Genomic DNA, 24,756 nt, shown 5'->3' on the forward strand with positions numbered 1-24,756 from the left:
GCGTGATCGACGGCGTTTCCCCGACGGGGTTCAGCAATGTGGCGGCGGCGTTCAGGCAACGCCGCTGCCCTGCGGTCGCTTACTTGACCTTGGCGTAGGTGCCCTTCAGCGCCACGCCAGCGAGGATCGTACCGGCATAGCATTCGTAGTTGGTGCTGCTCTTGAACTCGTTCTTCTTGTAGTAGCTGACGATGTCGACCACCGCGTTGGCACCGCGCGACTTGGCGCCGTCCTGCAGTGCGCGCAGCGCCGACAGCGCGACCCAGCGGCAGGCCTCGGCATCGCTCTTGTTGGCGGCGTTGGTCTTCTTGTTGGTCACGTCCTCGCCCAAGCGCTGCTGCACGCTGACCGGCTGGCCGGCCAGGTAGAAGCGCACGCTGCCGTCGATGCCGGCGTCCCGGGCGGCCTGCGAGGTGACCAGCTCCTGCAGGGACTGCTCAACGCGGGTGTCGCGGGCGGAGGCGGTGGAGGTCAGGGCCAGCAGTGCAGTGGCCGTGGCGATCATCAGGGTGCGGCGCATCGGAACATCTCCTTGTCGGGGGTGCGGGTGGGTTGAGGAAAAAGGCGGGATGGGACGGTGGATCATTCGCTCCAGCGGCGGAACACCAGCGAGGTGTTGATGCCGCCGAAGGCGAAGTTGTTGCTCATCACGTACTCGGCCTGCAATTCGCGGCCCTGCCCGGTGATGAAGTCGAGCTGGCCGCAGCGCGGGTCAACCTCGGCCAGGTTCAGCGTGGGGGCGAACCAGCCGGCACGCATCATCTCGATGCTCAGCCAGGCCTCGAACGCACCACAGGCACCGAGCATGTGGCCGACGTAGCTCTTCAGCGAGCTGATCGGTACGCGGCTGCCGAACACCTGCGCGGTGGCCTGGGTCTCGGCGATGTCGCCGTGATCGGTGGCGGTGCCGTGGGCGTTGACGTAGTCGATCTGCGCCGCCTCCAGGCCCGCATCCTCCAGCGCCAGGCGCATGGCCTGGGCCATGGTGTCGGCGCTGGGCTGGGTGACGTGCTGGCCGTCGCTGTTGGTGCCGTAGCCGACCACCTCGGCAAGGATGGTGGCACCGCGCGCCTGCCCGTGCTCCAGGTCTTCCAGGATCAGCGTGCAGGCACCCTCGCCCAGCACCAGGCCATCGCGGCCGGCATCGAACGGGCGCGGCGTGGTCTGCGGCGCGTCGTTGCGCACGCTGGTGGCGAACAGGGTATCGAACACCGCCGCAGCGGTAGCGTCGAGCTGCTCGGCACCACCGGCGACCATCACCGTCTGCTTGCCGCTGCGGATCGCTTCATAGGCCGCGCCCACGCCCTGGCTGCCCGAGGTGCAGGCACTGGAGGTGGTGTAGACACGCCCGGACAGGCCGAAGAACACGCCGATGTTGACCGGCGCGGTATGGCTCATCATCTTCAGGTAGGTGGTGGCGCTGATGCCTTCGGTGGTGAGCTCGTTGAGCATGCGCCCGAACTCGCCGGTGGCTTCGTGGCTGCCCGACGAGGAACCATAGGCCACGCCGGTGCGACCGCTGCGCAGCACCGGGTGCTCGTGCAGGCCAGCTTCGCGCAGCGCCACTTCGGTGGCACGCACCGACATGATCGCGACCTTGCCCATGGAGCGGGTGGTCTTGCGGTTGTAGTTCGGCGGCAGCGCGAAGTCCTGCGCCGGCGCAGCCAGCTTGGTGTTCAGCCCGGCATAGACATCCCACTCGGGCATCGCGCGCACCGCGTTGCGGCAGCTGCGCAGGTGCGCCTCGATGGTCGGCCAGTCATGGCCGAGCGGACTGATCGCGGACGCACCGGTCACCACGACGCGACGATCGGTGGCCATCAGAGCATGCCCCCGTTCACCGAGATCACCTGGCGGGTGATGTAGCCGGCCGGTTCGGACAGCAGGAACGCCACCGTGGCCGCCACTTCGTCGGGACGGCCGACGCGGCCGGCGGGAATCAGCTTGAGCGCGTGTTCGATCACTTCATCGTTGAGCATTTCGGTCTCGATCAGGCCCGGGGCCACGCAGTTGACGGTGATCTGGCGGCTGGCCAGTTCCAGCGCCAGGGCCTTGGTGGCACCGATGATCCCGGCCTTGGCGGCACTGTAATTGACCTGCCCGCGGTTGCCGGCCAGTCCGGACACCGACGACAGGGTGACGATGCGGCCCGGCTTGCGCCGCCGCACCATCGGCATGATCAGCGGATGCAGCACGTTGTAGAAGCCATCCAGGTTGGTGTGGATGACCTGGTCCCAATCCTCCGCCGACAGTGCCGGGAAGGCGCCGTCACGGGCGATGCCGGCATTGCAGACCACGCCGTAGTACGCGCCGTGCGCTTCGACATCGGCCTCCAGCGCGGCGCGTGCGGCCTCGCGGTCGGCCACGTCGAACATCAGTACGCGGGCCTGCTGGCCCAACGCGTGGATCTCGGCCACCACGGCCTGTGCCTCATCCAGGCGGCTGCGGCAATGCACCACCACGTCGAAGCCATCGCGCGCGATGCGCAGCGCGATGGCCCGGCCGATGCCCCGGCTGGCGCCGGTCACCAGCACGCTTCGATTCCCTGTCATGCCTGTCCACTCTCCAGATAGGCCATCGCATCGGCCGGTTCGAACACCGACACGTTGGCTGTAGCCCATTCGTCCTCGCCCGCCAGGATGCGGCAGGCGAACATCCCCAATCCATTGTCACCCAACAGCTCGCAGCGCGCCTGTACGCGCAGCCGCGAGCCGCTGGGGAAGCTGCAGCGCGCGCTGTTGTAGCGGCGGCTGCCGAGCAGGAAGCCCAGCTGCGGTGGCTTGCCCGCTGCACGCGCACGGCAGCCGGCCCAGGCCGCGATGGCCTGTGCCATGTATTCGATGCCCACCCAGGCCGGCACTTCGTGGTTTTCCACGAACAGGCCGGCCTCGGGCACCACCAGTTCCGCCTCGATGGTGTCCTGGTCCCAGTGCGTGATGCGCTCCAGCAGGCACATGTCCTGGCGGTGCGGTACCACCTCTTCAATTGCATACAGCATGTTCATCGACGCTCCAGCGCCAGCACGGCATTGCTGCCGCCGAAGGCGAACGAATTGCTCAGCACCCGCCGCGGTGCCTGCGCCAGGCGGGTGGCCGGTGCGACCAGCGGCAGTGCCGGCAGCGCGGGGTCTGCCACGCCGTCCCACCAGTGCGGTGGCAGCTGCTGCTGCGGGTTCTCGGCCAGCACGATCCAGCACAATGCAGCTTCGATCGCGCCTGACGCACCCAGCGTATGGCCGGTCAGGGGCTTGGTCGAACTGGCCCGAATGCCGTTGCCCAGCACCTGCGAAACCGCCAGGCTTTCCATCGCATCGTTGTGCCCGGTGGCGGTGCCATGCAGGTTCACGTAGTCCACTTCATCGGCCGCCCAGCCGGCGCGCTGCAGCGCCTGCTGCAGTGCATCGATGGCACCCAGGCCCTGCGGGTCCGGCGCGGACATGTGGTGGGCGTCGGCCGATTCGCCCCACCCGGCCAGGCACACCGGACCCGGCTCGCGGGTGAGCAGGAACAGCGCGGCGCCCTCGCCGATGTTGATACCGGCGCGGTGCTGCGAGAACGGATTGCAGCGCAGGGCCGACACCGATTCCAGCGCGCTGAAACCGGCCACGGTGAAGCGGCACAGCGAGTCCGCGCCGCCTGCGATCACGGCGTCGACGATACCGGCTCGCAGCATGCGTGCAGCCGACATCAGCGCCTTGGCACTGGACGAACAGGCGGTGGACAGGGTCCACGCGGGCCCTTGAGCGCCGCTGCGCTGGCGCACGAACTGCGCGGCAGTACCCATTTCCTGCTGGGCGTAATCGAAGCCCTGCGGCCACTGGCCCTGTTCGGCGTGGGTGCGCAGGGCCTGCTCGGACTCACCGATGCCCGAGGTGCTGGTGCCCAGCACCACCGCCACGCGCTCGGCGCCATGGCGGGTGATCGCGGCGGCCACCGCCGGAGCGATCTGCGCCAGTGCCACGTCCAGCAGGGCGTTGTTGCGGCCGCGCAGGGCCACCGGCAGTTCCTCCAGCGCCGGCAGTGGCGTGCGTACTTCTCCCAGCGCCAGGGTGCGCCCCGGCAACAGGCTGTCGTTGTCACTGAGCCCGCCCGGCACGTCGGCGAACATCGCCGACGCGACAGCGGCGCGGCCATCGCCGAGCGCGCAGACCACGCCCAGGTCGTTCAGGTAGATCGGTGCACTCATCGGTCCTGTCCGGCCATGTCGATCGATTCGATGCGCAGCGCATAGCCTTCGGCACGGTTGTCCAGCTGCACGCTGCCATCGTCCAGGCGCTGCAGTTGCAGCCACACCGTGCCATCGCGCGACAGGCTGCGCTGCTGGCCGTCGTCGCTGACCTGCCAGTCGGACGGCAGCGCGGCGGCGATGGCCGCGGTCGGCCACAGCGCGAACTGCAGGTCATCCAGCACACGCTCGGCACGTACCTGCGGCGGCAGCCACGGCGCGCGCTGCTGGGTCAGCTGCTGGCCGTCCCACTGCAGGCGCACGCCGGTCTGGCCCATCGCCTGCACCGCCAGCTGCACCTGCTGCGCGTCGGCTTCCAGCAGCGCGTCGAGGTCGCGCTCATGGCTGCCGAAGCGGAAATGCAGCTGCTGCTGCAGGGCCAGCGGCGCCGGCAGGCTGGCCGGCGACAGCCGCAGCGGCGGCAGCTCCACCTGGGGCTTGGGCATGCGCCCGGCACAGGCGGCCAGCAGCAGGCACAGCAGCAGGGCCGCAGTACGGAAGATCAGGCGCTGCACAATTCCTCCAGCACGCGCATGCGGCGACCACTTTCATCGGCCACATACGGATTCTTGGTGTCCCAGGCGTAACCGGCCAGGATGGAGCTGATCATGTCGCGCACTTCGGGCTGCTGCTGCGGGTGGTAGATGATCTTCTGGAAGCCGCCCTGGTACCAGCTTTCCACGAAGCGGCGGAAGGTCTTCACGCCGGCGCGCAGCGGGATCGAGAATTCAGCTTCCCAGTCGACGGTTTGGCCGGCATAACGGCGCTTGAGGCACTCGCTGGCCAGCTGCGCGGACTTGAAGGCAATGGTCACACCGGACGAGAACACCGGGTCGAGGAACTCGCCGGCGTTGCCCAGCAACGCGTAGCCGGGGCCCCACAGCGAGCTGACATTGGCCGAGTAACCCGTGATGCGGCGCACCGGCAGCACCGCCCATTCGGCATTGGCCAGCAGGCGGGTCAGGTTGGGGTCCTCGCCGACGATGGCCTGCAGCTTCTGCAGGTCGTCGCCTTCGTAGCGCTCGAAGAACGACGGCTCGGCGACCACGCCCAGCGAGCAGCAGCCGTTGGAGAATGGAATCGTCCAGTACCAGACGTCGATGTGTTCGGGATGGGTGGTGATCAGGATCTTGTTGCGGTCGAAGTCGGCTTCGGCCGGAATGTTGTCGCGCACGTGGCAGAAGATCGCGCCGCGCACCGGGAAATTGGATGGCGATTCCAGCTGCAGCAGGCGCGGCAGCAGGCGCGCGAAGCCCGATGCGTCGAGGATGAAATCGGCCTCGATGCGGTATTCGCTGCCATCCGGGCGGCGCACGTTCACCGCAGGCTGTTCACCGGGTTCGACCGACAGCACTTCATCACCGAAACGCAGCGTGGTTCCCATGCGCTCGGCGCCGCGTGCCAACACGTTGTCGAAGTCGGCGCGCTGCACCTGGTAGGTGGTACCCCAGCCCGGCGAGGACTTCTTCCGGAAGTCGAAGGCAGTACGCGCTTCACCGTGCACGAAGGCCGCGCCGTTCTTGTACTGGAAACCGGCCTCGACCACATCCTGCAGCAGCCCGGCTGCTTCGATGTACTCCATGCTCTGTGGCAGCAGGCTTTCGCCGATGGAGAAGCGCGGGAACTGCTGGCGCTCCAGCATCAGCACCTGTCGGCCCTGCTGGCGCAGCATCGCCGCGGCCACGGAGCCGGCCGGGCCTGCGCCGATGATCAGGATTTCAGTGCGTTCGACAGCATCCACAGCAGTACTCATCGGGGCGTCCTTGTTGCTCGATCAGGGAAAGAAGAAAAGCGGAAGGCGGACTCAGGCCGGCGGCAGGTCATGCGGTGGCGGCCGGAACAGTGGCGAGATCAGCCAGACCAGGCCGATGCCGAACAGCAGGGTCAGGCCGAACGCGCGCAGCGCCGGGGTCTGCGACAGGCCCAGCAGGCCGAACGACAGCCAGGTGCTGGCCGCACCCACGCAGACCGCCAGCCATGCGCTGGCATCGCCACGGTGTTCGATCAGGAAGATGCCGTAGTCGATGCCCATGCCCAGCAGCAGCATCAGCGCCAGCACGTTGAACAGCTGCAGCGGCTGGCCGAACAGGCCCAGCAGGCCCAGGGTCAGTGCGCCGGCAATCAGGGTGGGGGCAAATACGCGCCAGGCCTGGCGGCGGTAGCGCAGCCACAGCGCACCGAACACCAGTGCGATGCCGACCAGCAGCAGCCCGCCCATCAGCTTGCGGTAGTGGCCCAGCAGCTTGGAGAAATCGGAGGTGCGGTCTACCCAGCGCACGCCGGGCAGGCCTTCGGCAGCACCCTGCAGCGTGGCCAGGGCATCGGCGCGCGACAGGTCATCGACCATCACCACGCTGATCATCTGCCCACCGACTTCACCCACCCACAGGTGGCGGAACGGCTGCGAGGCCGGCGAGGCCAGGAAGGCTTCGGCGGTGAGCGGCGCGCCGGCGAACTGCGGCCGCTGCAGCGGCTCGCCCACCGCCTCGGACACGGCCGACAGCACGCCGGGTTCCACCTTCGCGGTCAGCGCAGCATCGGCCTGCTGGCGTGCCGGTGATGGCAGCCAATCGCTGATCGCGCGATAGCCACCAATGCGCTTGTCGGTGGCCAACACACGCAGGCGCTCGGTCAGTGCTTCCTCGCGCTGCAGCAGCTGCGCGGCATCGACACCCTGCACCAGGTAGAACTGCGCCGGACTGGGCATGCCCAGCAACTGGCTCAGGCGGATTTGCTGCGCCATCAATGCCGGCGGCGAGGACTGCAGGCTGCGCAGGTCGTCGTTGCTCTGCAGGCGCGCGATGCCGATGGCAGACAGCGCCAGCGTGATCACCACGAACATCGTCACCGCGCGGCGGCCATGCAGGCGCGGGAAGCGCTCCAGCGTATTGCCCAGCCACTGCGAGAAGCGGGTCTGGCGGATCTCGCCACCGTCGAGCCACGGGAACCAGAAGATCACCGTGAGGAAAGCTGCGGCCAGGCCCACCACCGAGAACAGTGCCATCTGGCGCAGGCCGGGGAACGGGGCCAGGCCCAATGCCAGGTAGGCCAGCGCACTGGTCAGCAGGGCCAGCCACAGGCCGGGCAGCAGATGCCGCAGCAGTTTCCAGCGACGATCGGCCGGTTCGGCCTGGCGCGAGGCGAACCAGTGAATGCCGTAATCCTCGGCCACACCCACCAGCGACGCACCAAACACCAGGGTCAGCACATGCACCTTGCCGAACACCAGCACCGTCACCGCCAGCGCCACGCCACAGCCGATCAGCAGCGAGGCGGCCACCAGCAGGATCGGGCGCAGCGAGCGGAATGCCAGCCACACCAGCAGCAGCACCGCCGCCAGCGACCCCCAACCGATGGTGTTGATCTCCTGGTTGGCCTGCACCGCAGCGGCCTCGGCATGCAGCGGCACGCCCGCATGCAGGATTTCAAGCTCAGGCGCCGCCGCCGTGGCGGCCTGCCCGGCACGTTCCAGCAGGCCATCGAGGTGGCGCTCGCCATCCAGCTGGAACGCCGAGCCGGGCGTATCGAACTGCAGCACGGCCCAATGCCTGCCCTCGGCTTCAAGCAGGCCGTCATCGCCCAACCGCAGGCCCGAACCCTGCGCCTGCTGCTGCCACCACTGCGGCCACAGCGACAACGGATCCTGGCGCCATTCAGTCAATCGCGGCGCACCCATCGGGCCATACAGCGCAGCCAGCGCCTGCTCGGCCAACACGCCCGGTTCGCTGCCCAGCAACTGCTCGCGCTGGGCCGGTGTCAGCAGGCGGTCGCGGTACGGCGCGTAGAACGCGCGCGCCTCGTCAAACCAGCCTTCGATCGAACCGCTGGGTACCAGCAAGGCATGGTCGGCATCCTTGGCCATGGCCGCCGCAAAGGCCGCCTGCGCGCGCTTGGCAGCCGCGCTGTCCTTGCTGCCGAGCAGCACCACGACCTGCCGCGAACTGCCATCGGCAATGCGCCGGGTGACGTCGCTCAACAGGCGGTCGTGCGCATCCTGCGGCAGCAGGGCGAGGATGTCGGTGTCGATCCGCGATTGCTGGCTCCACAGCTGCCACTGCTGTGCGCCCAGCGCCAGCAGCACCAGCAGCCAGGCAATGCCCAGCCAGTGCCACCAGCGCCGCAACCGGTCCGGTGCGTTCGATGCCACGGCCTCACTCAAAGCGGCGGGCCTCGTCGGCATTGAGCGTGGCCGGCGCCTCGCTCAACGCGCTGAACTGGATCTGCGTGCGGTCCTTGTTGGCCTCGACGATCTCGACCTGGCGCACGTAGCGGTCGCCCTGCAGGGTCAGCGATTCGAAGGCCTTGGCCAGCATCGCCGACTTCGGCGTCAGGCGCAGCCGCCAGCCCTGCCCTTCACGGCTGGCCGCCACGTTGAACTGGCTGGACAGTGCCTGCACGTCGCCACTCATCAACGCGAACATGATCGCATTCACTGAACGCATCGCCGGCTGCTGCCGCGCGTCCAGTTCGACGCGGGTGCTGCCATCACGCTGCCGGCTGAGGATGCGATCGGCGGTGACCACTACTTCCGAGGGGAACGGCTTGAGCGTGGTCCAGATCACGCCGTGCTGGCGCGCGACCACGAACCGGCCCTGCGAGCGCAGCGGGTTCCTGAAGCCACTCACCTGCTTTTCCTGAGTGAACTGGCCACGCAGCACATCCGGCCGCGCCACCGCCTGGGTAATCGCATCGATGGCGGGGTCGGCCGCCTGCACCAGTGGTGCGGCCACCAGCAGCAGCGCGCACAGCAGCGCACGCGCGAAACGGTTCGCTCGGTTCATGGCGCAGGCACTCCCAGGCGTTCCCACAGTACCGGCGGGCACTGGTTTAGCATTTCCTTGCTGGCCGCGTCCACCGCGACCTGGATGGTCATCGCCCGGGTCAGCACCTGGCCGCTTTCCGCATCGAGGATTTCGTACTCGATCTTCAGCCGGTTCTCCCATTCCACGATGCGCGCGACCACGCGCAGCGCCTGGTTGAACAGCAGCGGGCGCACGTACTTCACCCGCGCGTCGACCACCGGCCACAGGTAGCCCGATTCGAGCATCTGCGGGTAGTCGTAGTCGTAGCGACCGAGCAGCGCGCAGCGCGCGATCTCGAAGTACTTGAAGTAGTTGCCATGCCAGACCACGTTCATCGGATCGCAGTCATGGAAGGCGGGGGTCAACGCAATCTCGCCAACCCGTTCAATGGCCTCATTCACCGGCATACAGCTCCCAACGTTGCGCGCGGATCTCCACCAGCAGTTCCCGCAGTTCGCGATCCAGCGCGCGGTCTTCCTCGACCAGGGCGATGCGTTGCCCCAGGTCGGCGTACATGTCGGCCAGACTGCCATGCAGCTGCGCATTCAGGCCAACCCGTTCACGCAGGGCCAGGCCCTGGCGCGCGGCGATCAGCATTGCCGCCACCACCTGTTCGGTCAGCTCGATCACGCGCAGGCAGTCGCGCGCGGCGATGGTGCCCATGCTGACCTTGTCCTGGTTGTGGCATTCGGTGGAACGCGAGAACACGCTGGCCGGCATGGTCTGCTTCAGCGCTTCGGCAGTCCAGGCCGACACGCTGATCTGCAGTGCCTTCAGGCCATGGTTGATGGCCGCGCGCGGACCGGTGGCCGCCGACAGGTTGGCCGGCAGGCCATGGTTGTAACGGGCGTCCACCACCAGCGCCAGCTGCCGGTCGAGCAGATCGGCAACGTTGGCCACGGTGTTCTTCAGGGTGTCCATCGCCAGCGCGATGTGGCCCCCGTAGAAGTGGCCGCCATGCAGGATGCGCTCGCCGTCGGCGTCGATCAGCGGGTTGTCGTTGGCGCTGTTCAGTTCGGTCTCGATCAGCTGGCGCAGGAACGGCAGGCTGTCCTCCAGCACGCCGATCACATGCGGTGCGCAGCGCAGCGAGTAGCGATCCTGCAGGCGCTGTTCATTGCGCGGCGGGCGCTCGCTGTGCAGGTCGCTGCGCAGGCGCGCGGCGATGCGGCCCTGGCCCGGGTGCGGCTTGGCGGCGAACAGGGTTTCGTCGAAGTGGTGCGCGTTGCCGTCGCTGGCCAGCACGTTGAACGCGGTCAGGCGCGTAGCCATGCGTGCCAGGTAGTCGGCGCGCTGCCAGGCCAGGCAGGCCAGGCCGGTCATCACCGCGGTGCCGTTCATGATCGCCAGGCCTTCCTTCGGCCGCAGCTTCAGCGGGGTCATGCCGATCTTCGCCAGCACGTCCGCCGCCGGCTGCACGCGGCCGTCGTGCAGTACCTCGCGCTCGCCGCACAGCACCGCCGCCACGTATGACAGCGGCGTCAGGTCGCCACTGGCACCGACCGAGCCTTCGGCCGGAATCATCGGCAGCACGTCGTGCTGCAGCAGCGTGGCCAGGCCTTCCAGCAGCGGCAGGCTTACACCGGACATGCCGCGCACCAGAGAGGCCAGGCGCGCCGCCAGCACCGCACGGGTCTCGACCGGGTCCAGGTAACGGCCCAGGCCGCAGCCATGGTAGGTGTACAGGTGGTGCGGCAGTTCAGCCACCAGTGCCGGTGGGATGTTCACCGTGCACGAATCGCCATAGCCGGTGGTCACACCGTAGATCACGCCATCCTCGCGCAGCAGGCGGTCGAGGAAGTCGGCACCACGCTGGATGTGGGCGCGGAACGCCGGCGCGTCGCTCAGTGCGGCCTCGCACTGGCGCTGGGCCAGGGCAACCACGTCTTCGATGGTCAACGGTGCATCGCCAAAGCGGCACGCGGGTACGGCGTCAGTCGTCATGCGGAGCCTGATCCCAGAAGGGGAAGAAATTGAACCAGTCCAACGGGGACTGGATGACCTGGAGTTCCAGCCAGCGCGCGAAGCGCTGTGCCTGTTCGGCCAGTGCCGCATCGCGTGAGCCGCGCGGCAGCACGATGCGTTCGGCGAACTGTTCGAATGCCACGCGGTAGCCCTCGCCCTGGTGCAGGCAGGCCATTGTGTAGACCGGGCAGCCCAGTGCGGCGGCGAGCACATAGGCACCGATCGGGAACGGGGCGCGGTGGCCAAGGAAATCGGCGGTGACGCTGCGTCCGCCCTGCACCGGCGTGCGGTCGCCGACGATGGCGACGAAGCCCCCCGCCGCGACGCGCTCGGCCAGCATCACTGCCGTGGCCGGGCCCATTTCGGTTACCTGCACCAGTTCCACCGCCGCCAGCGGGTCCAGCCGTTGCAGCAGGCGGTTGAAGCGCTGCGCATGCGCGGTGTGCACCAGCACGGTGATGCGGAACCCCGGCACCTGTTCGGCCAGCACCTGGCACAGTTCCAGGCAGCCGATGTGCGCGGTCAGGATCAGCCCGCCTTCGCGGCGCGCGATCTTGTCCAGCACCAGGTCGCGATGCAGGTGGATGCGTTCGGCCGGATAGCGCCCGCCCAGGCCGAGGATCTTGTCCAGCATCGTGTCGGCGAAGGCGAAGAAGTGGCGCAGGCTGTCGCGCCGGGTCGGCGCACGGCCCAGCACACCGCTGTGTGCCTGCAGGCGCTGCAGGTACTGCATGGAGGCCTGGCGGCCGACGCGGTTGCCCAGCCAGTGGCAGGCCACCACCGGCCACACGCACAGACGGAACGGCCAGCGCCCGAACCAGCGGTGCACCCAGCACAGGAACAACACGCCGGCCACCGACGTCGATTCGCCGATGTCGGCCCAGTGCGGAGCGCCCTGCGCGGCCGCCATCTCAGCGCTGCCCCCGCAGGCGGCGCCACAGCAGGCGCGGTGCGCGCCAGAGCATGCCGAAGAACAGGCGGGTATGCATGCGGCTGATGCGCACGTTGTCGCGCCACACATCGAAGTGCGACACGCCATCGGCGGGATAGGTCACCCGCGTGGCCAGGTGCTCGACCGGCAGCTGTCGCCAGTACAGGCGCACCATCACCTCGGTATCGAAATCCATGCGGCGGCCGATGGTCTCTTCACCGACCAGGCGCAGCACCGGCGGCAGCGGATACACGCGGAAGCCGCACATGGTGTCGCGCAGGTGCAGCGACAGTGTGTTGATCCAGACCCAGATGTGGGTCGCGTAGCGGCCATACAGGCGCGCCTTGGGAACACTGGCGTCGTAGGCCGGAATGCCGCAGATCACCGCACCCGGGTGCGCACGCGCCGCCTCGACGAAACGCGGCAGGTCGGCGGTATCGTGCTGGCCGTCGGCATCGATCTGCAGCACGTGGCTGTAGCCACGCGCAGCGGCCTCGGCAAAACCGGCCAGCATCGCCCCACCCTTGCCCTGGTTGATGTCCAGGCGCAGCAGGTCGACGCCCTGGCGCTGTGCCAGCGAACGCAGCACCGTCGCGCACGCTTCATGCGAGCCATCGTCGACCAGCAGGCACGGCAGCCCGGCGGCCTGCACGCCGTCGACCACCGCCCCGATGGCGTGCTCGTGGTCGTAGACGGGAATCACCACCAGTGGCGCGAACGCGGCACCGGCAACGGCCGGATCAGTCCGCATCTGCGAAAACCACCTTGCCGCTGGCATGCACACCGTGGCTGGAGGTGTAGCGGAAGGCCAGCACATTGCGCGTGGCATCCCAGTCCAGCTGCAGGGTCAGCTCATCGCCCGGGCGGGCCACGTGCTGGAACTTCACCGCATCCATGCGCAGGAATCCGGCCGGCATGCTGAACGCCTGGCGGCCAAAACGCACGGCCCAGTCCAGCTGCGCCACGCCGGGCAGGATCGCCGCCTGCGGGAAGTGGCCCTGGAACGGCCGCAGCGCCGGGTCGAGGGTCATGCGCAACGTAGCGCTGGCAGCATCGCGGTGATCCCAGACCGGCACCGGCATGAGCGGCTGGAACAGCGCCGCCAGTGCCGCCTGGGTGACCTTGCCCTGTGCATTGATCGGCAGCGCCTTCACCAGGCGCCAGCGGCGCGGCCGGGTGACCGCGTCATGCGCCTGTGCCAGGCGCGCGCCAAGGCGCTGGCCCAGCGCGCGGCGCGCGGCGTCACCGCCCTCCAGCAGCGCCAGGCTGGCCGGTACCACCACCGCTGCCAGCTGCTCACGCTGTCCCGGCAGGACCAGCACTCTCACATCGTCCACTTCGGTGTCTTCGCGCAGCGCGCGTTCCAGCGCATCCAGCGAAACGCGGCGCTCCTCGATCTTGACGATGCGGTCGGCGCGGCCCAGCAGGCGGAAGCGGCCATCGGCCAGGGCTTCGACACGGTCCTGGGTGCGCCACCAGTCGAGGGTTTCCAGATGCGCCGAGGCGACGGCCAGGCAGCCATCCTCGATGCGCCACTGCACGCCCGGCAACGGTTGCCACGGTGGCAGGTCGGTATCCCAGCGGCGCCAGGCGATACCACCGGTTTCGCTGCTGCCGTAAACCTCGGTCGGTGCCACGCCCAGCCATTGCCGTACCTGGCGTGCGGCTTCTTCGGGCAGCGGGCCACCGGAGGAGAACACCGCGCGCAGGCGGCCGTGCAGGCTGGCCCAGTCGAGCTGCTCGGGCAGGCGCTTGAGGTGGGCTGGCGTCGCCACCAGCACCGTGTCGGTACCGGCCAGCGCGCCCACCAGGTCTTCGTGGAAGAACCGGCGCGGATGGATCAGGCGGCCGGCGGCCAGCGGCCACAGCACCCGGAACAGCAGGCCGTAGATGTGCTGGTGGGACACCGTGCCATGCACCTGCACGCCTTCCAGCTGCGCGCCGAACGCAGCCTGCAGCGCATCCACCTCGCGCGCCAGCTGGTCCATGCGCTTGTTGATCGCACTGGGCTGGCCCGTGCTGCCGGAGGTGAACACGCACAGCTCGCAGGCGCGCTCGTCCAGCACCTGCAGTTCGCCGTCCACGCCAACGGTGGGGGCAACCAGCGCTCGGTAGTCGGCGGAAACATCGCCGGCGAAACCGCTCACCTGTGGCCGCAGCGCCTGCAGCGTGGCCGGCAGGTTGTCGGCAGCCAGGAACACCCGCTTGCCGGCATGCCAGGCGCCGAACAGCGCAGCAGCGAAGGCCACCGCCTCATCGAAGTACAGGGCCCAGTCACGGCCATCGGCAGCAGCAAAGGCCGCACGCCAGGCCAGCACCCGCTGGCGGAAGCGGGCATGGTCGATCACCTCGCCATCGCACACGCCGATGCTGCGCTGCGGCTGCGGGTCCACCAGCAGCCGGTCCAGGGCAATCCACTCAGCCATGCGCGTGCGCTGCCTTGACCCGACGCCGCACCAGCCACTCACCTGCAAACAACACGCCCATCATCACGTACGCCAACAATCCGTTGTAGAGCATCCAGACCCGGTCCGACGCGTAAAGCGCGGTCAGCAGGGCCAGGCTGCCGTTGAGAACGAAGAAGCCACACCACACCTGGGTGACGCGGCGGGTATAGGCCACCGCGAACGCCGGCAGGTCCGGCTCCTGCAACCGCGCCAGGCGTTCCACCAGCGGCGGGCCGAAGCGCAGGCTGGTGCCGAACACCGCCAGCATCACCATGTTGACCAGCGCCGGATACAGCTTCAGCGGCAGGGCCTGGTTCAGCACGGTGGCCAACACGGCCAGCAGGCCGGTTCCCGCGGCGGCGGCCCACCACAGCGGCTGGCGCGTACTCAGCGCACGCAGCAGGGCCAGGGTGAACAGCAGCAGCGACAGCCAGCGTGGCTCGAAACGGCCCATCGCCAGGTACACCAGCACCGGGTAGGCCAGCGAGATCGCAGCCACCACGACCGTGCGTGCGCGTGCCATGGCGGAGCCGCCGGCGCTGCGGTCAGGCGGCTGCCTGGTCCGGCAGCAACCCATGCACGACATCGACGATGTCCTGCACGGTGCGCACGGCCTTGAACGCTTCCGGCTGCAGGTTGCGGCCCAGCAGCGGCTTGAGCTGCACGATCAGGTCGACCGCATCGATGCTGTCGATATCCAGGTCGTCGTACAGGCGTGCCTCGGGGGTGATCCGGGCGGTTTCGATCTCGAAGCTGTCGGTCAGGATGCTGACGATGCGTTCGAACAGTTCATTCTTGGTCATGGCAATTCCTGGCGCCGTTACGACTGGCGGGCGGCGACGAACTCGCCGAGCGCGCGCACGCTGGAGAAATGGCGACGGGTTTCTTCCGAATCGGCCGAGAGGCTGACACCGTACTTCTTCTGCAGCGCCAGGCCCAACTCCAGCGCGTCGATCGAATCCAGGCCGAGGCCCTCGACGAACAGCGGCGCGGTCGGATCGATGTCCTCCGGCGTGATGTCCTCCAGCGAAAGGGAGGAAATGATCAATTCCTTGATCTCGTGCTCAAGTGCTTGCACGGGGCGGCTCTCCAGACAGGTCGAAATAACGAGAAAGGTGCTCGGTAACGCGGCGTGCCGCCAAGGCATCCCCCCTTGGCGAGTCGTCTTCGGCCAAGAAAGGCGCGATCGGGATATCTTCGCCGATCTGCAGCCGAACGTGAAAGCGACGTGAGGGGACACGATACCACTTCTGTCCCTTGGTCAGGGTTGGCGGGCTGCAGGTGATCCGCACCGGGGTGACGTCGATGCGGCCCCGTACGGCGATGTTGGCGGCCCCGCGCTGCAGGCGCGGCGGCTGCCCGGGCACGCTGCGGGTGCCCTCCGGGAAGATGACCAGGGTGCCGCCGGCATGCACCGCGGCCACGCAGTCATCGACCAGGCCGGCGCCATCGTCATTGGAAATGTAGCCGGCGGCCCGTACCGGACCGCGCATGAACGGGTTGCAGGCCACGGCCCGCTTGACCACGCAGTCGGCGTTGGGAAGCAGCGAGATCAGGCAGACCACGTCGATCAGGGTCGGGTGGTTGGCCAGCACCAGCAGGCCGTCACGCTGCAGGCGTTCACCGCCCTCGATCTCGTAGGTCATCACCCCCAGCCCGCGCATCAGCCGCAGATGGCTGGCGAACGCGACCTGGACCACGCGCCGGGCGCGCCGGCGACGGGCCACCGGGTCCCGCATCAGCAGCAGTACCGGCATCACCAGGACGCCGAGCAGCAGCCCGCCCAGGCCAAACGCAACAAAGCTCAGGCCGGTGCCAAACACCCGCCAGGCGTGGTCGAGGCGGCGCGGCAGCTCACTCACGGCGGCCCCAGCGCCAGCGCTGGCCATGGGCCACGTGCTCCAGCGCTGGCGCGCCGGACAACAGGAAGCGATGCAGGTCCAGCGCGTGCGGCAGCAGGCCGGGCACAGTGCTGGCCTGGCCGTCGGCCGGCTGCCACTGCAGCGCCAGCGTCGGCCGGCCCTCTGCTGGCGCGGTCAAACGCCAGCACCAGGCGAAGAACGGGTCGGGTTCGTCGGCGAACGTCGCGTAAACCTCCGGGAGCGGCGACTCGTAGACCACCACCCGTACCTCGCGGGCGCCATCGGCCAGCAGGCCGACGGCCTCCAGGCACGCGGCTTCGACCGTTGCCTGGCCAGCAGCCAATGCCAGGTAGTTGCCGCGATGGCCGCGGGCGATTGAATACAGCGCGGCGATCGCGTTGTGCACCGACAGGCCAAATCCGGTGGGCGACAACGGCTGGTCGCCGACCAGCGCCCCCAGCAGGTCCATCGAACGTGCGACGTCGCCATGGCGGCTGGCGAACACCAGCGGCACGTCGCTGTCGGCCCCCTGCCCGTCCTCGCACCAGCACGCGGTCTGGATCGCCATGCGGCCCAACCGCTCGATGCGACGGCGTTGCATTGCCGGAACCTCTGCCAGTGCCGGCGTATCCCCGCCGTGCGGCAGGTACGGCGCTTCGGCCCAGCCCAGCCACTGGCTACGCTCGCTCAGGCCGGGCGCCCACGCGGCCCAGTCGACGATGGAGAATTCAATCATTTAGCGTTGGTGCTTCAACGGGAGAACGATAGGCACGAGCCATTACGGCGACGCGCGGCGGCCCCCCATTCCTGCAGCCGTGCGTCCGTCCAGGACGTCGCCGGCTGCCCCCCTGGCTGCCGGAAAGGAGCGCACGCTAGCACGTCCCGCCCGGGGTGTGCAGGTTTCACATTCCCCAACACGGGGCCCGGCACCGGCGGGCCCCGCCTTCAATCCATCAGTGGTAACCGGTGTCGGCGTGCACCTTGCCGCGGAACACCCGGTACGACCACGCCGTATAGCCGAGGATGACCGGCAGCAGAATGACCAGCCCGACCAGGGTGAAGCCCAGTGAGGAGGCCGGCGCGGCGGCCTGCCACAGGGTCATCGACGGCGGCAGCAGGTACGGCCACATGCCCAGCACCAGGCCAAGGAAACCAAGCACGAACAGCGCCAGGCTGAGCAGGAACGGCGGCAGGTCCCGGCGCGGATGGGTCGCACTGCGCCACAGCGCGGCGGCCACCGCCAGGGTCAACAGCGGCACCGGCGACAGCCACCAGAAGTTGCCGTCGCTGAACCAGCGGGCCATCAGCCGCGAATCGAGGAACGGCAGCCAGCTGCTGACCAGGCCCATCGCCGCGATCACCGCCACCACCAGCGGCCGGGTCATCTGCCGCGCCAGCGCCTGCACGCGCCCTTCGGTCTTCAGGATCAGCCAGGTGCTGCCCAGCAGCGCATAGCCGGCCACCAGCGCGGCGCCGGTCAGCATCGCGAACGGGCTGAACCAGGCAAACGGCCCGCCCTGATAGACACCGTCCACCAGTGGGATGCCCTGCACCAGGGTGCCGAGGATCACGCCCTGGGCAAACGTGGCCAGCAGCGAACCGAGGCCGAACGCCACGCTCCACAGCCGGCGCGAACGATGCGCCTTGAAGCGGAACTCGAACGCCACGCCGCGGAAGACCAGCGCCACCACCAGCAGCAGCACCGGCAGGTACAGCGCCGACAGCAGCACCGCATACGCCTTCGGGAACGCCGCCAGCAGGCCGGCGCCACCCAGCACCAGCCAGGTCTCGTTGCCGTCCCAGATCGGCGCGGCGGTGTTCATCATCAGGTCCAACTGTTCCTCGTCCTCGGCGAACGGGGCGAGGATGCCGATGCCGAGCACGAAACCGTCCAGCACCACGTACATCAGCACGCCGAAGCCGATCACCGCGAACCACGCCACCGGCAGCCAGGTCATCAGGTCCATGTCAGCGCTCCTCCAGCGGTTCGTCTGCCGCCGACAGCGGGCGTGCCGGGGTGTGGCTGCCGTGGTCCAGCGACGGCCCATCATCATGTGGCCGCGGTCCGTGGCGCAGGATCTTCACCAGGTACCAGATGCCCCAGCCGAACACGAAGGCGTAGCCGACCACGTAGACACCCAGCGACAGCGCGGTCATCCACGCGCTCTGCGGGCCGACCGCATCAGCAGTGCGCAGCACGCCATACACCACCCACGGCTGGCGGCCCATCTCGGTGACGAACCACCCGGACAGCAGCGCGATGAAGCCGCTGGGCAGCATCCAGTTCCAGCCGCGCAGCAGCCACGGCGAATCCAGCAGCTTCCTGCGCCACAACTGGAACGCCGACACCCAGGCCAGCAGCAGCATCAGCGTGCCCAGCCCGACCATGATCCGGAAGGCGAAGAACACCGGCGTCACCGGCGGCCGCTCGCTGGACGGTACCGAAGTGAGCGGGTCGAAGGTGCCGTCCAGGCTGTGGGTGAGGATCACGCTGCCCAGCTTCGGAATGGCAACTTCGAAATCATTGCGCTCTTCCTTCTCGTTCGGCAGCGCGAACACCACCAGCGGTACGCCCTCGCCCTCCTTGGTTTCATGCCAGTGCGCTTCCATCGCCGCGATCTTCATCGGCTGGTGCTTGAGCGTGTTCAGGCCATGCATGTCGCCGACGAAAATCTGCACCGGCACGGTCAGTGCCGCGAACGCCACCGCTGCGATCAACATGCGCCGGCCCGCTTCCACGTGCGTGCCCTTGCGCAGGTACCACGCGCCGACGCCACCGATCACGAAACAGGTGGTGATGAACGAACCCAGCGCCATGTGCGCCAGCCGGTACGGGAACGAAGGATTGAACACCACCTGCCACCAGTCCACCGGATGCACCACGCCGTTGACCATCTCGTAGCCGGCCGGCGTATGCAGCCAGCTGTTGGACGACAGGATCCAGAACGTGGAGAACAGCGTGCCCAGCGCCACCATGCAGGTGGACAGGAAATGCAGGCGCGGCGAGACGCGGCCCCAGCCGAACATCATCACGCCGAGGAAGCTGGCTTCCAGGAAGAACGCGGTCAGCACTTCGTAGGTCAGCAGCGGGCCGATGACCGTGCCGGCCACCTCGCTCAGCCGTGGCCAGTTGGTTCCGAACTGGAAGGCCATGACGATGCCGCTGACCACGCCCATGCCGAACGACACCGCGAAGATCTTCTGCCAGAAGAAATACAGCTCGCGCCACACGGGCAACTTCGTGCGCAGCCAGCGCCATTCGATGAAGGCCAGCCAGCTGGCCGTGCCAATGGTGAAGGCGGGGAACAGCACATGGAAACTGATGACGAATCCGAACTGGATCCGGGACAACAACAACGCGTCCAAGGGACGCCTCCTGCCTGTGACCGGTGGGATACCGGACCACTTTAGGAGGATTTCGTTAAGACGGGATGCGACCGGGTGACGCGCTGCTTCACTTTGTCGCAGGGGGAGGCGGATTCAGGAACGGGCGCGATTTCAGATTGGCCGGACAAACTGCAACTCGTCCCATACCTGCGGGCCTTCTGACGTGCGAGGCTCTTGCAGTCCTGGGTTGCTGACTGCAGTCGGCCAAGCTCGACAGGTGGTGTCTCCGTTCTTGCCGAATCCTCACAGAACATCGCTCAAATCAGCCAAATCATTCAGATAGCCAATGATCACAACTCCGCAACGCCGTGAGCTTCTGCGCGCACTCTATTCCACCGAAAGGCTCTACCTTGGCTTCTCAGCCTCGTCGATTTTCCAGGAGCAGCCAGCGCGTAACTTTCTGGATTCATTGTGGAACTTGGTTGCTACAGGCGACATGCCTTCACAACGTCTGATGAGCGAGACCCATCTCTATCTCGAGAACGCCGTTCCACTCGACCAGTACGGTGTTTCAGCCGCTGACAATAAAGGCGAGGCGTTCGTTCTGGCCTTGGATTCCCTGGTGCTTTTCCTGACCGATGAATCTTCAGAATCGCTTGACTTCATCCCTGAGGAATTCGAAAGATTAGTTGTCGAGGAAGTGGTGACCGATGAGATGATCGATCAGCTGGGTCCAACACGCCAAACGCTGCTGGTCACGAAGGAGGTCGAAGCAGAGATTGACAATCATCCGCTGATCAGGGCGTTCGTCAACCAACTTCAGCTGGACGAATGGAAGTCCAAGAGCATCGATCTGAATCCTGAAGATATTGAGAAATCGAAGGTCTGATCCAAGTGATCCCCGTGGACGGATTTCAGATTGGTTCGATCTGGTTCGAAGCACGGCGGCTCCATATACGGCCCCGGGCTTGATCTTCAATCAGTGCCAGAAATACCAGGCCGCTGCAGCCAGCAGTGCGCCAAACAACAGCACCTGCACCACCACATAGCCCACGCCACTGTCGCGTGACTCAGCGGCAATGCGCTTCTGCAGCGCCTCACTCACATCCGGCGTTTCTTCCCGCTGCACCTGCTCACGCAACGCCTGCGCCAGCGCGCGCGCTTCCGCATCGCGAGGGTCGGTCGATGGGTTCACAGCAGCTCTCCGGCAGTGGCATGCCGCGTCAGTTCCTGCTTCAGGACCTGGCGCGCGCGGTGCAGGTGGCTCTTGATGGTACCGCGTGCCAGTCCGGTCACCTGCTCGATCTCGGCCAGATCGAAATCCTCCAGGTAATGCAGGCCGACGATCAGACGCTGCGGCGCGCTCAGCCGATCCAGCGCCGCGCCGAGCTGGCGCCCGGCCTGCAGCGCCTCGCTCAACTCCACCGGGCCCGGGCCTTCATCGCCGATCCCCAGTTCCTCCGGCACCTTCACGGCCACCATCCATTGCGCCTCCAGCCGCCGCCGGCGCAGGTGCTGCAGCGCCGTGGTGTAAGCGACCCGGGATACCCAGGTACGCAGCGAGCATTCAAAACGAAACCGGTGCAGCTGGCGGAACACGGCAAGGAAAGTTTCCTGCAGCAGGTCGGCCACCTGATCGCGGTCGCCCACCATGCGCCCGATCACATGCGCGCAGGTGCGCTGGTGGGCTTCAACCAGTTGCGCGAAGGCCGCCTGCGAGCCATCGATGATGGCCCGCACCAGGGCCTGGTCCGCATCCAGCGGTGCAGCGGGTGCCGCCGTCGCCGCTGTATCGTGGCGGCGACGGCCCTGCAGTGCCGACAGTGCTTCGCCGAGCAGGCTCATCTACGGGGCGCCCCCTGTGCCCGTGGCACGCCTGCCTCAGCCCTTGCGTGCGGCAGGGCGGGTGAAGTGCCAGGCCAGCAATTGGCCGAGGCCGGCGCTGCCGACCAGTGCGGCGGCGGCGCCGAAGGTCAGGTCACGGGCACCCATCGCTTCCAGCAGGGCCATGGCCAGCGCCAGGCAGACCAGGCTAATGCCCCAGCGCAGCGCGCCCTGGCGGCGCCGCTCTTCTTCCAGCACGGCCAGCGAGCGGATCACTTCCTCGGGCACGTGCGGGGCCACCAGCTTGCTACGCGCGCGGGCATCGGCAATGGCGTTGATCGCGTAGGCGATGCAGATGAAGAGGGTGATCGGGATGAGTTCCTGCATGGTCGGGCTCCTGTTCGGTGGATGATGCGGGTTCAGGAGAATGGATGCGCGAGGCCGGCCAGCGGTTGCACTACTTTGCCAATCCCGCTGCCATGACCTGTGGCCCCTGCCCCCGGCCCTTGCGGCTGCTACGCTTGGCCGGTTTTCCTCTACTGGTGCCGTCCGCCCATGTCCCGAGTGCTGCCCCTGTCCCTCCTGCTGTCGGCCGTGCTGGCCGCACCGGCCGCGCATGCCGCGCCGACGCCGATCACCATCGAACAGGCCATGGCCGACCCGGACTGGATCGGCCCGCCGGTCGAGAAGGCCTGGTGGTCGTGGAACAGCCAGCAGGTGGAGTACCAGCTCAAGCGCAACGGCAGCCCGGTGCGCGATACCTTCCGCCAGCCGGTGGCCGGTGGCGTGGCCGCGCAGGTGGCCGATGACCAGCGCGGCACCCTGGACGTGGCCGAGCCGGTCTACGACCGCAGCCGCAGCCGCAGCGCCTTCGTGCGCAATGGCGATGTGTTCGTGCGCGACCTGCGCAGCGGCGCGCTGACCCAGCTGACCCGCAGCAACGAGCGCGCGGGCAACGTGAACTTCGCCGCCGACAATGGCGTGATCTGGCGCGTCGGCCAGAACTGGTTCCACTGGACCGCCGCCAGCGGCGTGCAGCAGGTGGCCAGCCTGAAGGCCGAAAAGGACCCGCGTACGCCGCCGAAGGCCGACGTGCTGCGCGACCAGCAGCTGCGCACGCTGGAAACCCTTCGCCGCGACCGTGACCAGCGCGAAGCACTGAAGGACCAGGACCAGCGCTGGCGCCAGGCTGACCCGACCCGCGCGCCGGGCCCGGTGTACCTGGGCGCCGACGTGGAGATCGCCGACAGCGTGCTGTCGCCTGACCTGACCCACCTGATCGTGGTGACCAAGCCAAAGGACTTCGATGACGGCCGTGGCGGCAAGATGCCGCTGTACGTGACCGAGTCGGGCTACGAGGAAACCGAGGACACCCGCACCCGCGTCGGCCGTAACGGCTTCGAGCCGCACACGCTCTGGTACGTGGACGTGCGCACCGGCAAGGCCGAGAAGGTTTCGCTGGCCGGCCTGCCGGGCATCAGCACCGATCCGCTGGCCGAGCTGCGCCGCAAGGCCGGCAAGGACGCGCTGAAGGGCGAGCGCAGCCTGCAGGTGATGAGCGACTTCATGGGCGGTGGCATCCGCTGGAGCCCCGATGGCCAGCAGGCCGCGGTGATGCTGCGTGCCAACGACAACAAGGACCGCTGGATCATCAGCGTCAACGCCGCCGACGGCCGCGTGCAGAACCGCCATCGCCTGACCGACAACGCCTGGATCAACTGGGGCTTCAATGATTTCGGCTGGATGGCCGATGGCCGCACGCTGTGGCTGCTGTCGGAGGAATCGGGCTTCTCGCACCTGTATACCCAGTCCGGTACGGGCAAGCCGCAGGCGCTGACCAGCGGCAAGTGGGAAACCTCGGCGCCGGTGCCCTCGGCCGATGGCAAGGGTTTCTACTTCCTGTGCAACCAGCAGGCGCCGCATGACTACGAGGTCTGCGCGGTCGACACCGGCAGCCGCCAGGTGCGCGAGCTGACCAGCCTCAACGGCGTGGAAGACTTCTCGCTGTCCCCAGACGGCCAGCAGCTGCTGGTGCGCTACTCCGGCGCCTACCTGCCGGCGCAGCTGGCCGTGGTACCGAGCACCGGCGCAGGCCAGGCCCGCGTGCTGACCGACACCCGCACTGCCGAGTTCAAGGCGCGCCAGTGGATCCAGCCGAAGCTGGTGGCGGTGCCGTCCAAGCATGGCGCCGGCGTGGTCTGGGCCAAGTACTACGAGCCCGAAAACAAGGAACCGGGGAAGAAGTACCCGATCGTGATGTTCGTGCACGGCGCCGGCTACCTGCAGAACGTGCACCAGCGCTACCCGGCCTACTTCCGCGAGCAGATGTTCCACAACCTGCTGGTGCAGAAGGGCTACATCGTGCTGGACATGGATTACCGCGGCAGCGAGGGCTACGGCCGCGACTGGCGTACGGCGATCTACCGCAACATGGGCCACCCGGAACTGGAAGACTACAAGGACGGCCTGGACTGGCTGGTCGACACCCAGCAGGGTGACCGCGACCATGCCGGCATCTACGGTGGTTCCTACGGCGGCTTCATGACCTTCATGGCCCTGTTCCGCTCGCCGGGCACGTTCAAGGCCGGCGCCGCGCTGCGCCCGGTGGTGGATTGGCACCAGTACAACCACGGCTATACCAGCAACATCCTCAATACCCCGGACATCGATCCGGAGGCGTACCGCGTGTCCTCGCCGATCGAATACGCGCAGAACCTGCAGGACAACCTGCTGATCGCCCACGGCATGATGGATGACAACGTGTTCTTCCAGGACTCGGTGAACCTCACCCAGCGCCTGATCGAACTGCACAAGGACAACTGGTCGATCGCACCGTACCCGCTGGAGCGCCACGGCTATGTGCGCGCCGATTCCTGGCTGGACCAGTACAAGCGCATCCTCAAGCTGTTCGAGCAGAACCTGAAGTGAGCAACGCCGCGGCCACGGTCCACATCGTGGCCGCGGTCATCCTGGATGACCGCGGCCGGGCGCTGGTGGTGCGCAAGCACGGCGCCAGCCGCTTCATCCAACCGGGCGGCAAGCCCGAACCCGGCGAAGCGCCGCTGCAGGCGCTGGCCCGCGAACTGGACGAAGAACTCGGTGTGCAGCTGTGCGCCGAAACCGCCATCGCGCTGGGCACCTTCGAGGATTGGGCGGTGAACGAACCCGGCCATCGGGTGCAGGCACAGGCCTGGTGGGTGCGGGTGGACGGCACGCCACAGGCATGTGCCGAGATCGCCGAACTGGCCTGGGTGCCACTGCAGCCGCCGCATGGCCAGCCCTTGGCACCGTTGAGCGAACACCATATCCTGCCGGCCGTCGCCACCCGGGTGACGGCCCGCTGATCGCGCGGGCACCGATTGCAAGGACACCGG

Annotated in this window: 27 protein-coding genes; 3 read left to right on the forward strand and 24 right to left on the reverse strand. The window is 67.7% G+C overall.

The window, feature by feature from the left end; all coding sequences use genetic code 11:
• Positions 1-79 precede the first annotated feature (79 nt).
• From CKW06_RS22695 to CKW06_RS22795, 21 genes are all read right to left on the reverse strand, one after another.
• On the reverse strand, positions 80-520 hold the full coding sequence (locus CKW06_RS22695) for a hypothetical protein (RefSeq protein WP_005411594.1): 441 nt from the start codon (positions 518-520) through the stop codon (positions 80-82).
• A 62-nt stretch (positions 521-582) separates the two neighbouring features.
• Positions 583-1,821, reverse strand: a complete 1,239-nt coding sequence (locus CKW06_RS22700) for a beta-ketoacyl-ACP synthase (protein WP_024957727.1) — start codon at positions 1,819-1,821, stop codon at positions 583-585.
• Positions 1,821-2,552, reverse strand: a complete 732-nt coding sequence (locus tag CKW06_RS22705; protein ID WP_005414863.1) for a 3-ketoacyl-ACP reductase FabG2 — start codon at positions 2,550-2,552, stop codon at positions 1,821-1,823. Before CKW06_RS22705 ends, CKW06_RS22700 begins: the two co-directional genes overlap by 1 nt.
• Entirely contained in the window at positions 2,549-3,004 is a 456-nt protein-coding gene (locus CKW06_RS22710; RefSeq protein WP_005411597.1) for a hotdog family protein, read from the reverse strand. Before CKW06_RS22710 ends, CKW06_RS22705 begins: the two co-directional genes overlap by 4 nt.
• Positions 3,001-4,185 (reverse strand): beta-ketoacyl-[acyl-carrier-protein] synthase family protein, encoded by a 1,185-nt coding sequence (locus CKW06_RS22715; RefSeq protein ID WP_005411598.1) that lies wholly within the window; start codon positions 4,183-4,185, stop codon positions 3,001-3,003. The genes CKW06_RS22710 and CKW06_RS22715 overlap by 4 nt, the downstream gene beginning before the upstream one ends.
• Positions 4,182-4,739, reverse strand: coding sequence for a DUF3261 domain-containing protein (locus CKW06_RS22720; protein ID WP_005411599.1), 558 nt, complete (start codon positions 4,737-4,739; stop codon positions 4,182-4,184). The genes CKW06_RS22715 and CKW06_RS22720 overlap by 4 nt, the downstream gene beginning before the upstream one ends.
• Complete coding sequence (locus CKW06_RS22725) at positions 4,727-5,977, reverse strand: NAD(P)/FAD-dependent oxidoreductase (RefSeq protein WP_024957726.1); 1,251 nt, start codon at positions 5,975-5,977, stop codon at positions 4,727-4,729. Before CKW06_RS22725 ends, CKW06_RS22720 begins: the two co-directional genes overlap by 13 nt.
• Before the next feature lie 51 nt (positions 5,978-6,028).
• Entirely contained in the window at positions 6,029-8,404 is a 2,376-nt protein-coding gene (locus tag CKW06_RS22730) for an MMPL family transporter (protein ID WP_032964027.1), read from the reverse strand.
• Positions 8,376-9,005: an outer membrane lipoprotein carrier protein LolA gene (locus CKW06_RS22735; RefSeq protein ID WP_005411602.1), complete on the reverse strand. Its 630-nt coding sequence runs from the start codon at positions 9,003-9,005 to the stop codon at positions 8,376-8,378. The genes CKW06_RS22730 and CKW06_RS22735 overlap by 29 nt, the downstream gene beginning before the upstream one ends.
• Positions 9,002-9,433 (reverse strand): acyl-CoA thioesterase, encoded by a 432-nt coding sequence (locus CKW06_RS22740; RefSeq protein ID WP_024957724.1) that lies wholly within the window; start codon positions 9,431-9,433, stop codon positions 9,002-9,004. Before CKW06_RS22740 ends, CKW06_RS22735 begins: the two co-directional genes overlap by 4 nt.
• Entirely contained in the window at positions 9,420-10,970 is a 1,551-nt protein-coding gene (locus tag CKW06_RS22745) for an HAL/PAL/TAL family ammonia-lyase (protein WP_005411604.1), read from the reverse strand. The genes CKW06_RS22740 and CKW06_RS22745 overlap by 14 nt, the downstream gene beginning before the upstream one ends.
• On the reverse strand, positions 10,960-11,901 hold the full coding sequence (locus tag CKW06_RS22750) for a lysophospholipid acyltransferase family protein (RefSeq protein WP_024957723.1): 942 nt from the start codon (positions 11,899-11,901) through the stop codon (positions 10,960-10,962). Before CKW06_RS22750 ends, CKW06_RS22745 begins: the two co-directional genes overlap by 11 nt.
• A gap of 1 nt (position 11,902) precedes the next feature.
• Positions 11,903-12,673: a glycosyltransferase family 2 protein gene (locus tag CKW06_RS22755; RefSeq protein WP_024957722.1), complete on the reverse strand. Its 771-nt coding sequence runs from the start codon at positions 12,671-12,673 to the stop codon at positions 11,903-11,905.
• A complete protein-coding gene (locus CKW06_RS22760; protein ID WP_024957721.1) occupies positions 12,663-14,348 on the reverse strand; it encodes an ApeI family dehydratase in 1,686 nt (561 codons plus the stop codon). Before CKW06_RS22760 ends, CKW06_RS22755 begins: the two co-directional genes overlap by 11 nt.
• Entirely contained in the window at positions 14,341-14,892 is a 552-nt protein-coding gene (locus CKW06_RS22765) for a COG4648 family protein (RefSeq protein ID WP_005414874.1), read from the reverse strand. The genes CKW06_RS22760 and CKW06_RS22765 overlap by 8 nt, the downstream gene beginning before the upstream one ends.
• 22 nt (positions 14,893-14,914) lie before the next feature.
• Complete coding sequence (locus CKW06_RS22770) at positions 14,915-15,172, reverse strand: acyl carrier protein (RefSeq protein ID WP_005411609.1); 258 nt, start codon at positions 15,170-15,172, stop codon at positions 14,915-14,917.
• A gap of 17 nt (positions 15,173-15,189) precedes the next feature.
• Positions 15,190-15,447 carry a phosphopantetheine-binding protein gene (locus CKW06_RS22775; protein ID WP_005411610.1) on the reverse strand — a complete coding sequence of 86 codons (258 nt, stop codon included), beginning with the start codon at positions 15,445-15,447 and terminating at the stop codon, positions 15,190-15,192.
• Positions 15,434-16,231, reverse strand: a complete 798-nt coding sequence (locus CKW06_RS22780) for a lysophospholipid acyltransferase family protein (protein WP_005414875.1) — start codon at positions 16,229-16,231, stop codon at positions 15,434-15,436. The genes CKW06_RS22775 and CKW06_RS22780 overlap by 14 nt, the downstream gene beginning before the upstream one ends.
• A complete protein-coding gene (locus CKW06_RS22785; protein ID WP_024957720.1) occupies positions 16,224-16,967 on the reverse strand; it encodes a beta-ketoacyl synthase chain length factor in 744 nt (247 codons plus the stop codon). The genes CKW06_RS22780 and CKW06_RS22785 overlap by 8 nt, the downstream gene beginning before the upstream one ends.
• A gap of 217 nt (positions 16,968-17,184) precedes the next feature.
• Complete coding sequence (gene cydB, locus CKW06_RS22790) at positions 17,185-18,198, reverse strand: cytochrome d ubiquinol oxidase subunit II (RefSeq protein ID WP_005414876.1); 1,014 nt, start codon at positions 18,196-18,198, stop codon at positions 17,185-17,187.
• 1 nt (position 18,199) lies between these two features.
• Positions 18,200-19,597, reverse strand: a complete 1,398-nt coding sequence (locus CKW06_RS22795) for a cytochrome ubiquinol oxidase subunit I (protein ID WP_024957719.1) — start codon at positions 19,595-19,597, stop codon at positions 18,200-18,202.
• A gap of 307 nt (positions 19,598-19,904) precedes the next feature.
• On the opposite strand from CKW06_RS22795, the gene CKW06_RS22800 reads away from it, so the two are divergent.
• The gene (locus CKW06_RS22800) at positions 19,905-20,447 is read left to right on the forward strand and encodes a hypothetical protein (RefSeq protein ID WP_005411615.1); all 543 of its coding nucleotides are present in this window, start codon (positions 19,905-19,907) and stop codon (positions 20,445-20,447) included.
• 90 nt (positions 20,448-20,537) lie between these two features.
• Here CKW06_RS22800 and CKW06_RS22805 read toward each other — a convergent pair whose 3' ends face one another.
• The 3 genes from CKW06_RS22805 to CKW06_RS22815 are packed head-to-tail and all read right to left on the reverse strand — an operon-like array spanning position 20,538 to position 21,769.
• Positions 20,538-20,753, reverse strand: a complete 216-nt coding sequence (locus tag CKW06_RS22805) for a hypothetical protein (RefSeq protein WP_005411616.1) — start codon at positions 20,751-20,753, stop codon at positions 20,538-20,540.
• Complete coding sequence (locus CKW06_RS22810; RefSeq protein ID WP_024957718.1) at positions 20,750-21,403, reverse strand: RNA polymerase sigma factor; 654 nt, start codon at positions 21,401-21,403, stop codon at positions 20,750-20,752. Before CKW06_RS22810 ends, CKW06_RS22805 begins: the two co-directional genes overlap by 4 nt.
• A 36-nt stretch (positions 21,404-21,439) precedes the next feature.
• A complete protein-coding gene (locus CKW06_RS22815; RefSeq protein ID WP_024957717.1) occupies positions 21,440-21,769 on the reverse strand; it encodes a hypothetical protein in 330 nt (109 codons plus the stop codon).
• 168 nt (positions 21,770-21,937) lie between these two features.
• On the opposite strand from CKW06_RS22815, the gene CKW06_RS22820 reads away from it, so the two are divergent.
• On the forward strand, positions 21,938-24,310 hold the full coding sequence (locus tag CKW06_RS22820) for a S9 family peptidase (RefSeq protein WP_024957716.1): 2,373 nt from the start codon (positions 21,938-21,940) through the stop codon (positions 24,308-24,310).
• The gene (locus CKW06_RS22825; protein ID WP_024957715.1) at positions 24,307-24,726 is read left to right on the forward strand and encodes an NUDIX hydrolase; all 420 of its coding nucleotides are present in this window, start codon (positions 24,307-24,309) and stop codon (positions 24,724-24,726) included. Before CKW06_RS22820 ends, CKW06_RS22825 begins: the two co-directional genes overlap by 4 nt.
• Positions 24,727-24,756 lie beyond the last annotated feature (30 nt).

The organism is Stenotrophomonas maltophilia (assembly GCF_900186865.1).
Lineage (GTDB): Bacteria > Pseudomonadota > Gammaproteobacteria > Xanthomonadales > Xanthomonadaceae > Stenotrophomonas > Stenotrophomonas maltophilia.

What these genes read in the sequence shown, in the direction of transcription:
- CKW06_RS22760 (WP_024957721.1), bottom strand. Translation starts at nt 14,348, where the DNA reads ATGGCTGAGTGGATTGCCCTGGACCGGCTGCTGGTGGACCCGCAGCCG.
- cydB (WP_005414876.1), bottom strand. Translation starts at nt 18,198, where the DNA reads ATGGACCTGATGACCTGGCTGCCGGTGGCGTGGTTCGCGGTGATCGGC.
- CKW06_RS22820 (WP_024957716.1), top strand. Translation starts at nt 21,938, where the DNA reads ATGTCCCGAGTGCTGCCCCTGTCCCTCCTGCTGTCGGCCGTGCTGGCC.
- CKW06_RS22705 (WP_005414863.1), bottom strand. Translation starts at nt 2,552, where the DNA reads ATGACAGGGAATCGAAGCGTGCTGGTGACCGGCGCCAGCCGGGGCATC.
- CKW06_RS22765 (WP_005414874.1), bottom strand. Translation starts at nt 14,892, where the DNA reads ATGGCACGCGCACGCACGGTCGTGGTGGCTGCGATCTCGCTGGCCTAC.
- CKW06_RS22725 (WP_024957726.1), bottom strand. Translation starts at nt 5,977, where the DNA reads ATGAGTACTGCTGTGGATGCTGTCGAACGCACTGAAATCCTGATCATC.
- CKW06_RS22750 (WP_024957723.1), bottom strand. Translation starts at nt 11,901, where the DNA reads ATGGCGGCCGCGCAGGGCGCTCCGCACTGGGCCGACATCGGCGAATCG.
- CKW06_RS22755 (WP_024957722.1), bottom strand. Translation starts at nt 12,673, where the DNA reads ATGCGGACTGATCCGGCCGTTGCCGGTGCCGCGTTCGCGCCACTGGTG.
- CKW06_RS22800 (WP_005411615.1), top strand. Translation starts at nt 19,905, where the DNA reads ATGATCACAACTCCGCAACGCCGTGAGCTTCTGCGCGCACTCTATTCC.
- CKW06_RS22745 (WP_005411604.1), bottom strand. Translation starts at nt 10,970, where the DNA reads ATGACGACTGACGCCGTACCCGCGTGCCGCTTTGGCGATGCACCGTTG.
- CKW06_RS22785 (WP_024957720.1), bottom strand. Translation starts at nt 16,967, where the DNA reads ATGATTGAATTCTCCATCGTCGACTGGGCCGCGTGGGCGCCCGGCCTG.
- CKW06_RS22700 (WP_024957727.1), bottom strand. Translation starts at nt 1,821, where the DNA reads ATGGCCACCGATCGTCGCGTCGTGGTGACCGGTGCGTCCGCGATCAGT.
- CKW06_RS22710 (WP_005411597.1), bottom strand. Translation starts at nt 3,004, where the DNA reads ATGAACATGCTGTATGCAATTGAAGAGGTGGTACCGCACCGCCAGGAC.
- CKW06_RS22810 (WP_024957718.1), bottom strand. Translation starts at nt 21,403, where the DNA reads ATGAGCCTGCTCGGCGAAGCACTGTCGGCACTGCAGGGCCGTCGCCGC.
- CKW06_RS22730 (WP_032964027.1), bottom strand. Translation starts at nt 8,404, where the DNA reads ATGCCGACGAGGCCCGCCGCTTTGAGTGAGGCCGTGGCATCGAACGCA.
- CKW06_RS22695 (WP_005411594.1), bottom strand. Translation starts at nt 520, where the DNA reads ATGCGCCGCACCCTGATGATCGCCACGGCCACTGCACTGCTGGCCCTG.
- CKW06_RS22715 (WP_005411598.1), bottom strand. Translation starts at nt 4,185, where the DNA reads ATGAGTGCACCGATCTACCTGAACGACCTGGGCGTGGTCTGCGCGCTC.
- CKW06_RS22770 (WP_005411609.1), bottom strand. Translation starts at nt 15,172, where the DNA reads ATGACCAAGAATGAACTGTTCGAACGCATCGTCAGCATCCTGACCGAC.
- CKW06_RS22740 (WP_024957724.1), bottom strand. Translation starts at nt 9,433, where the DNA reads ATGCCGGTGAATGAGGCCATTGAACGGGTTGGCGAGATTGCGTTGACC.
- CKW06_RS22815 (WP_024957717.1), bottom strand. Translation starts at nt 21,769, where the DNA reads ATGCAGGAACTCATCCCGATCACCCTCTTCATCTGCATCGCCTACGCG.
- CKW06_RS22735 (WP_005411602.1), bottom strand. Translation starts at nt 9,005, where the DNA reads ATGAACCGAGCGAACCGTTTCGCGCGTGCGCTGCTGTGCGCGCTGCTG.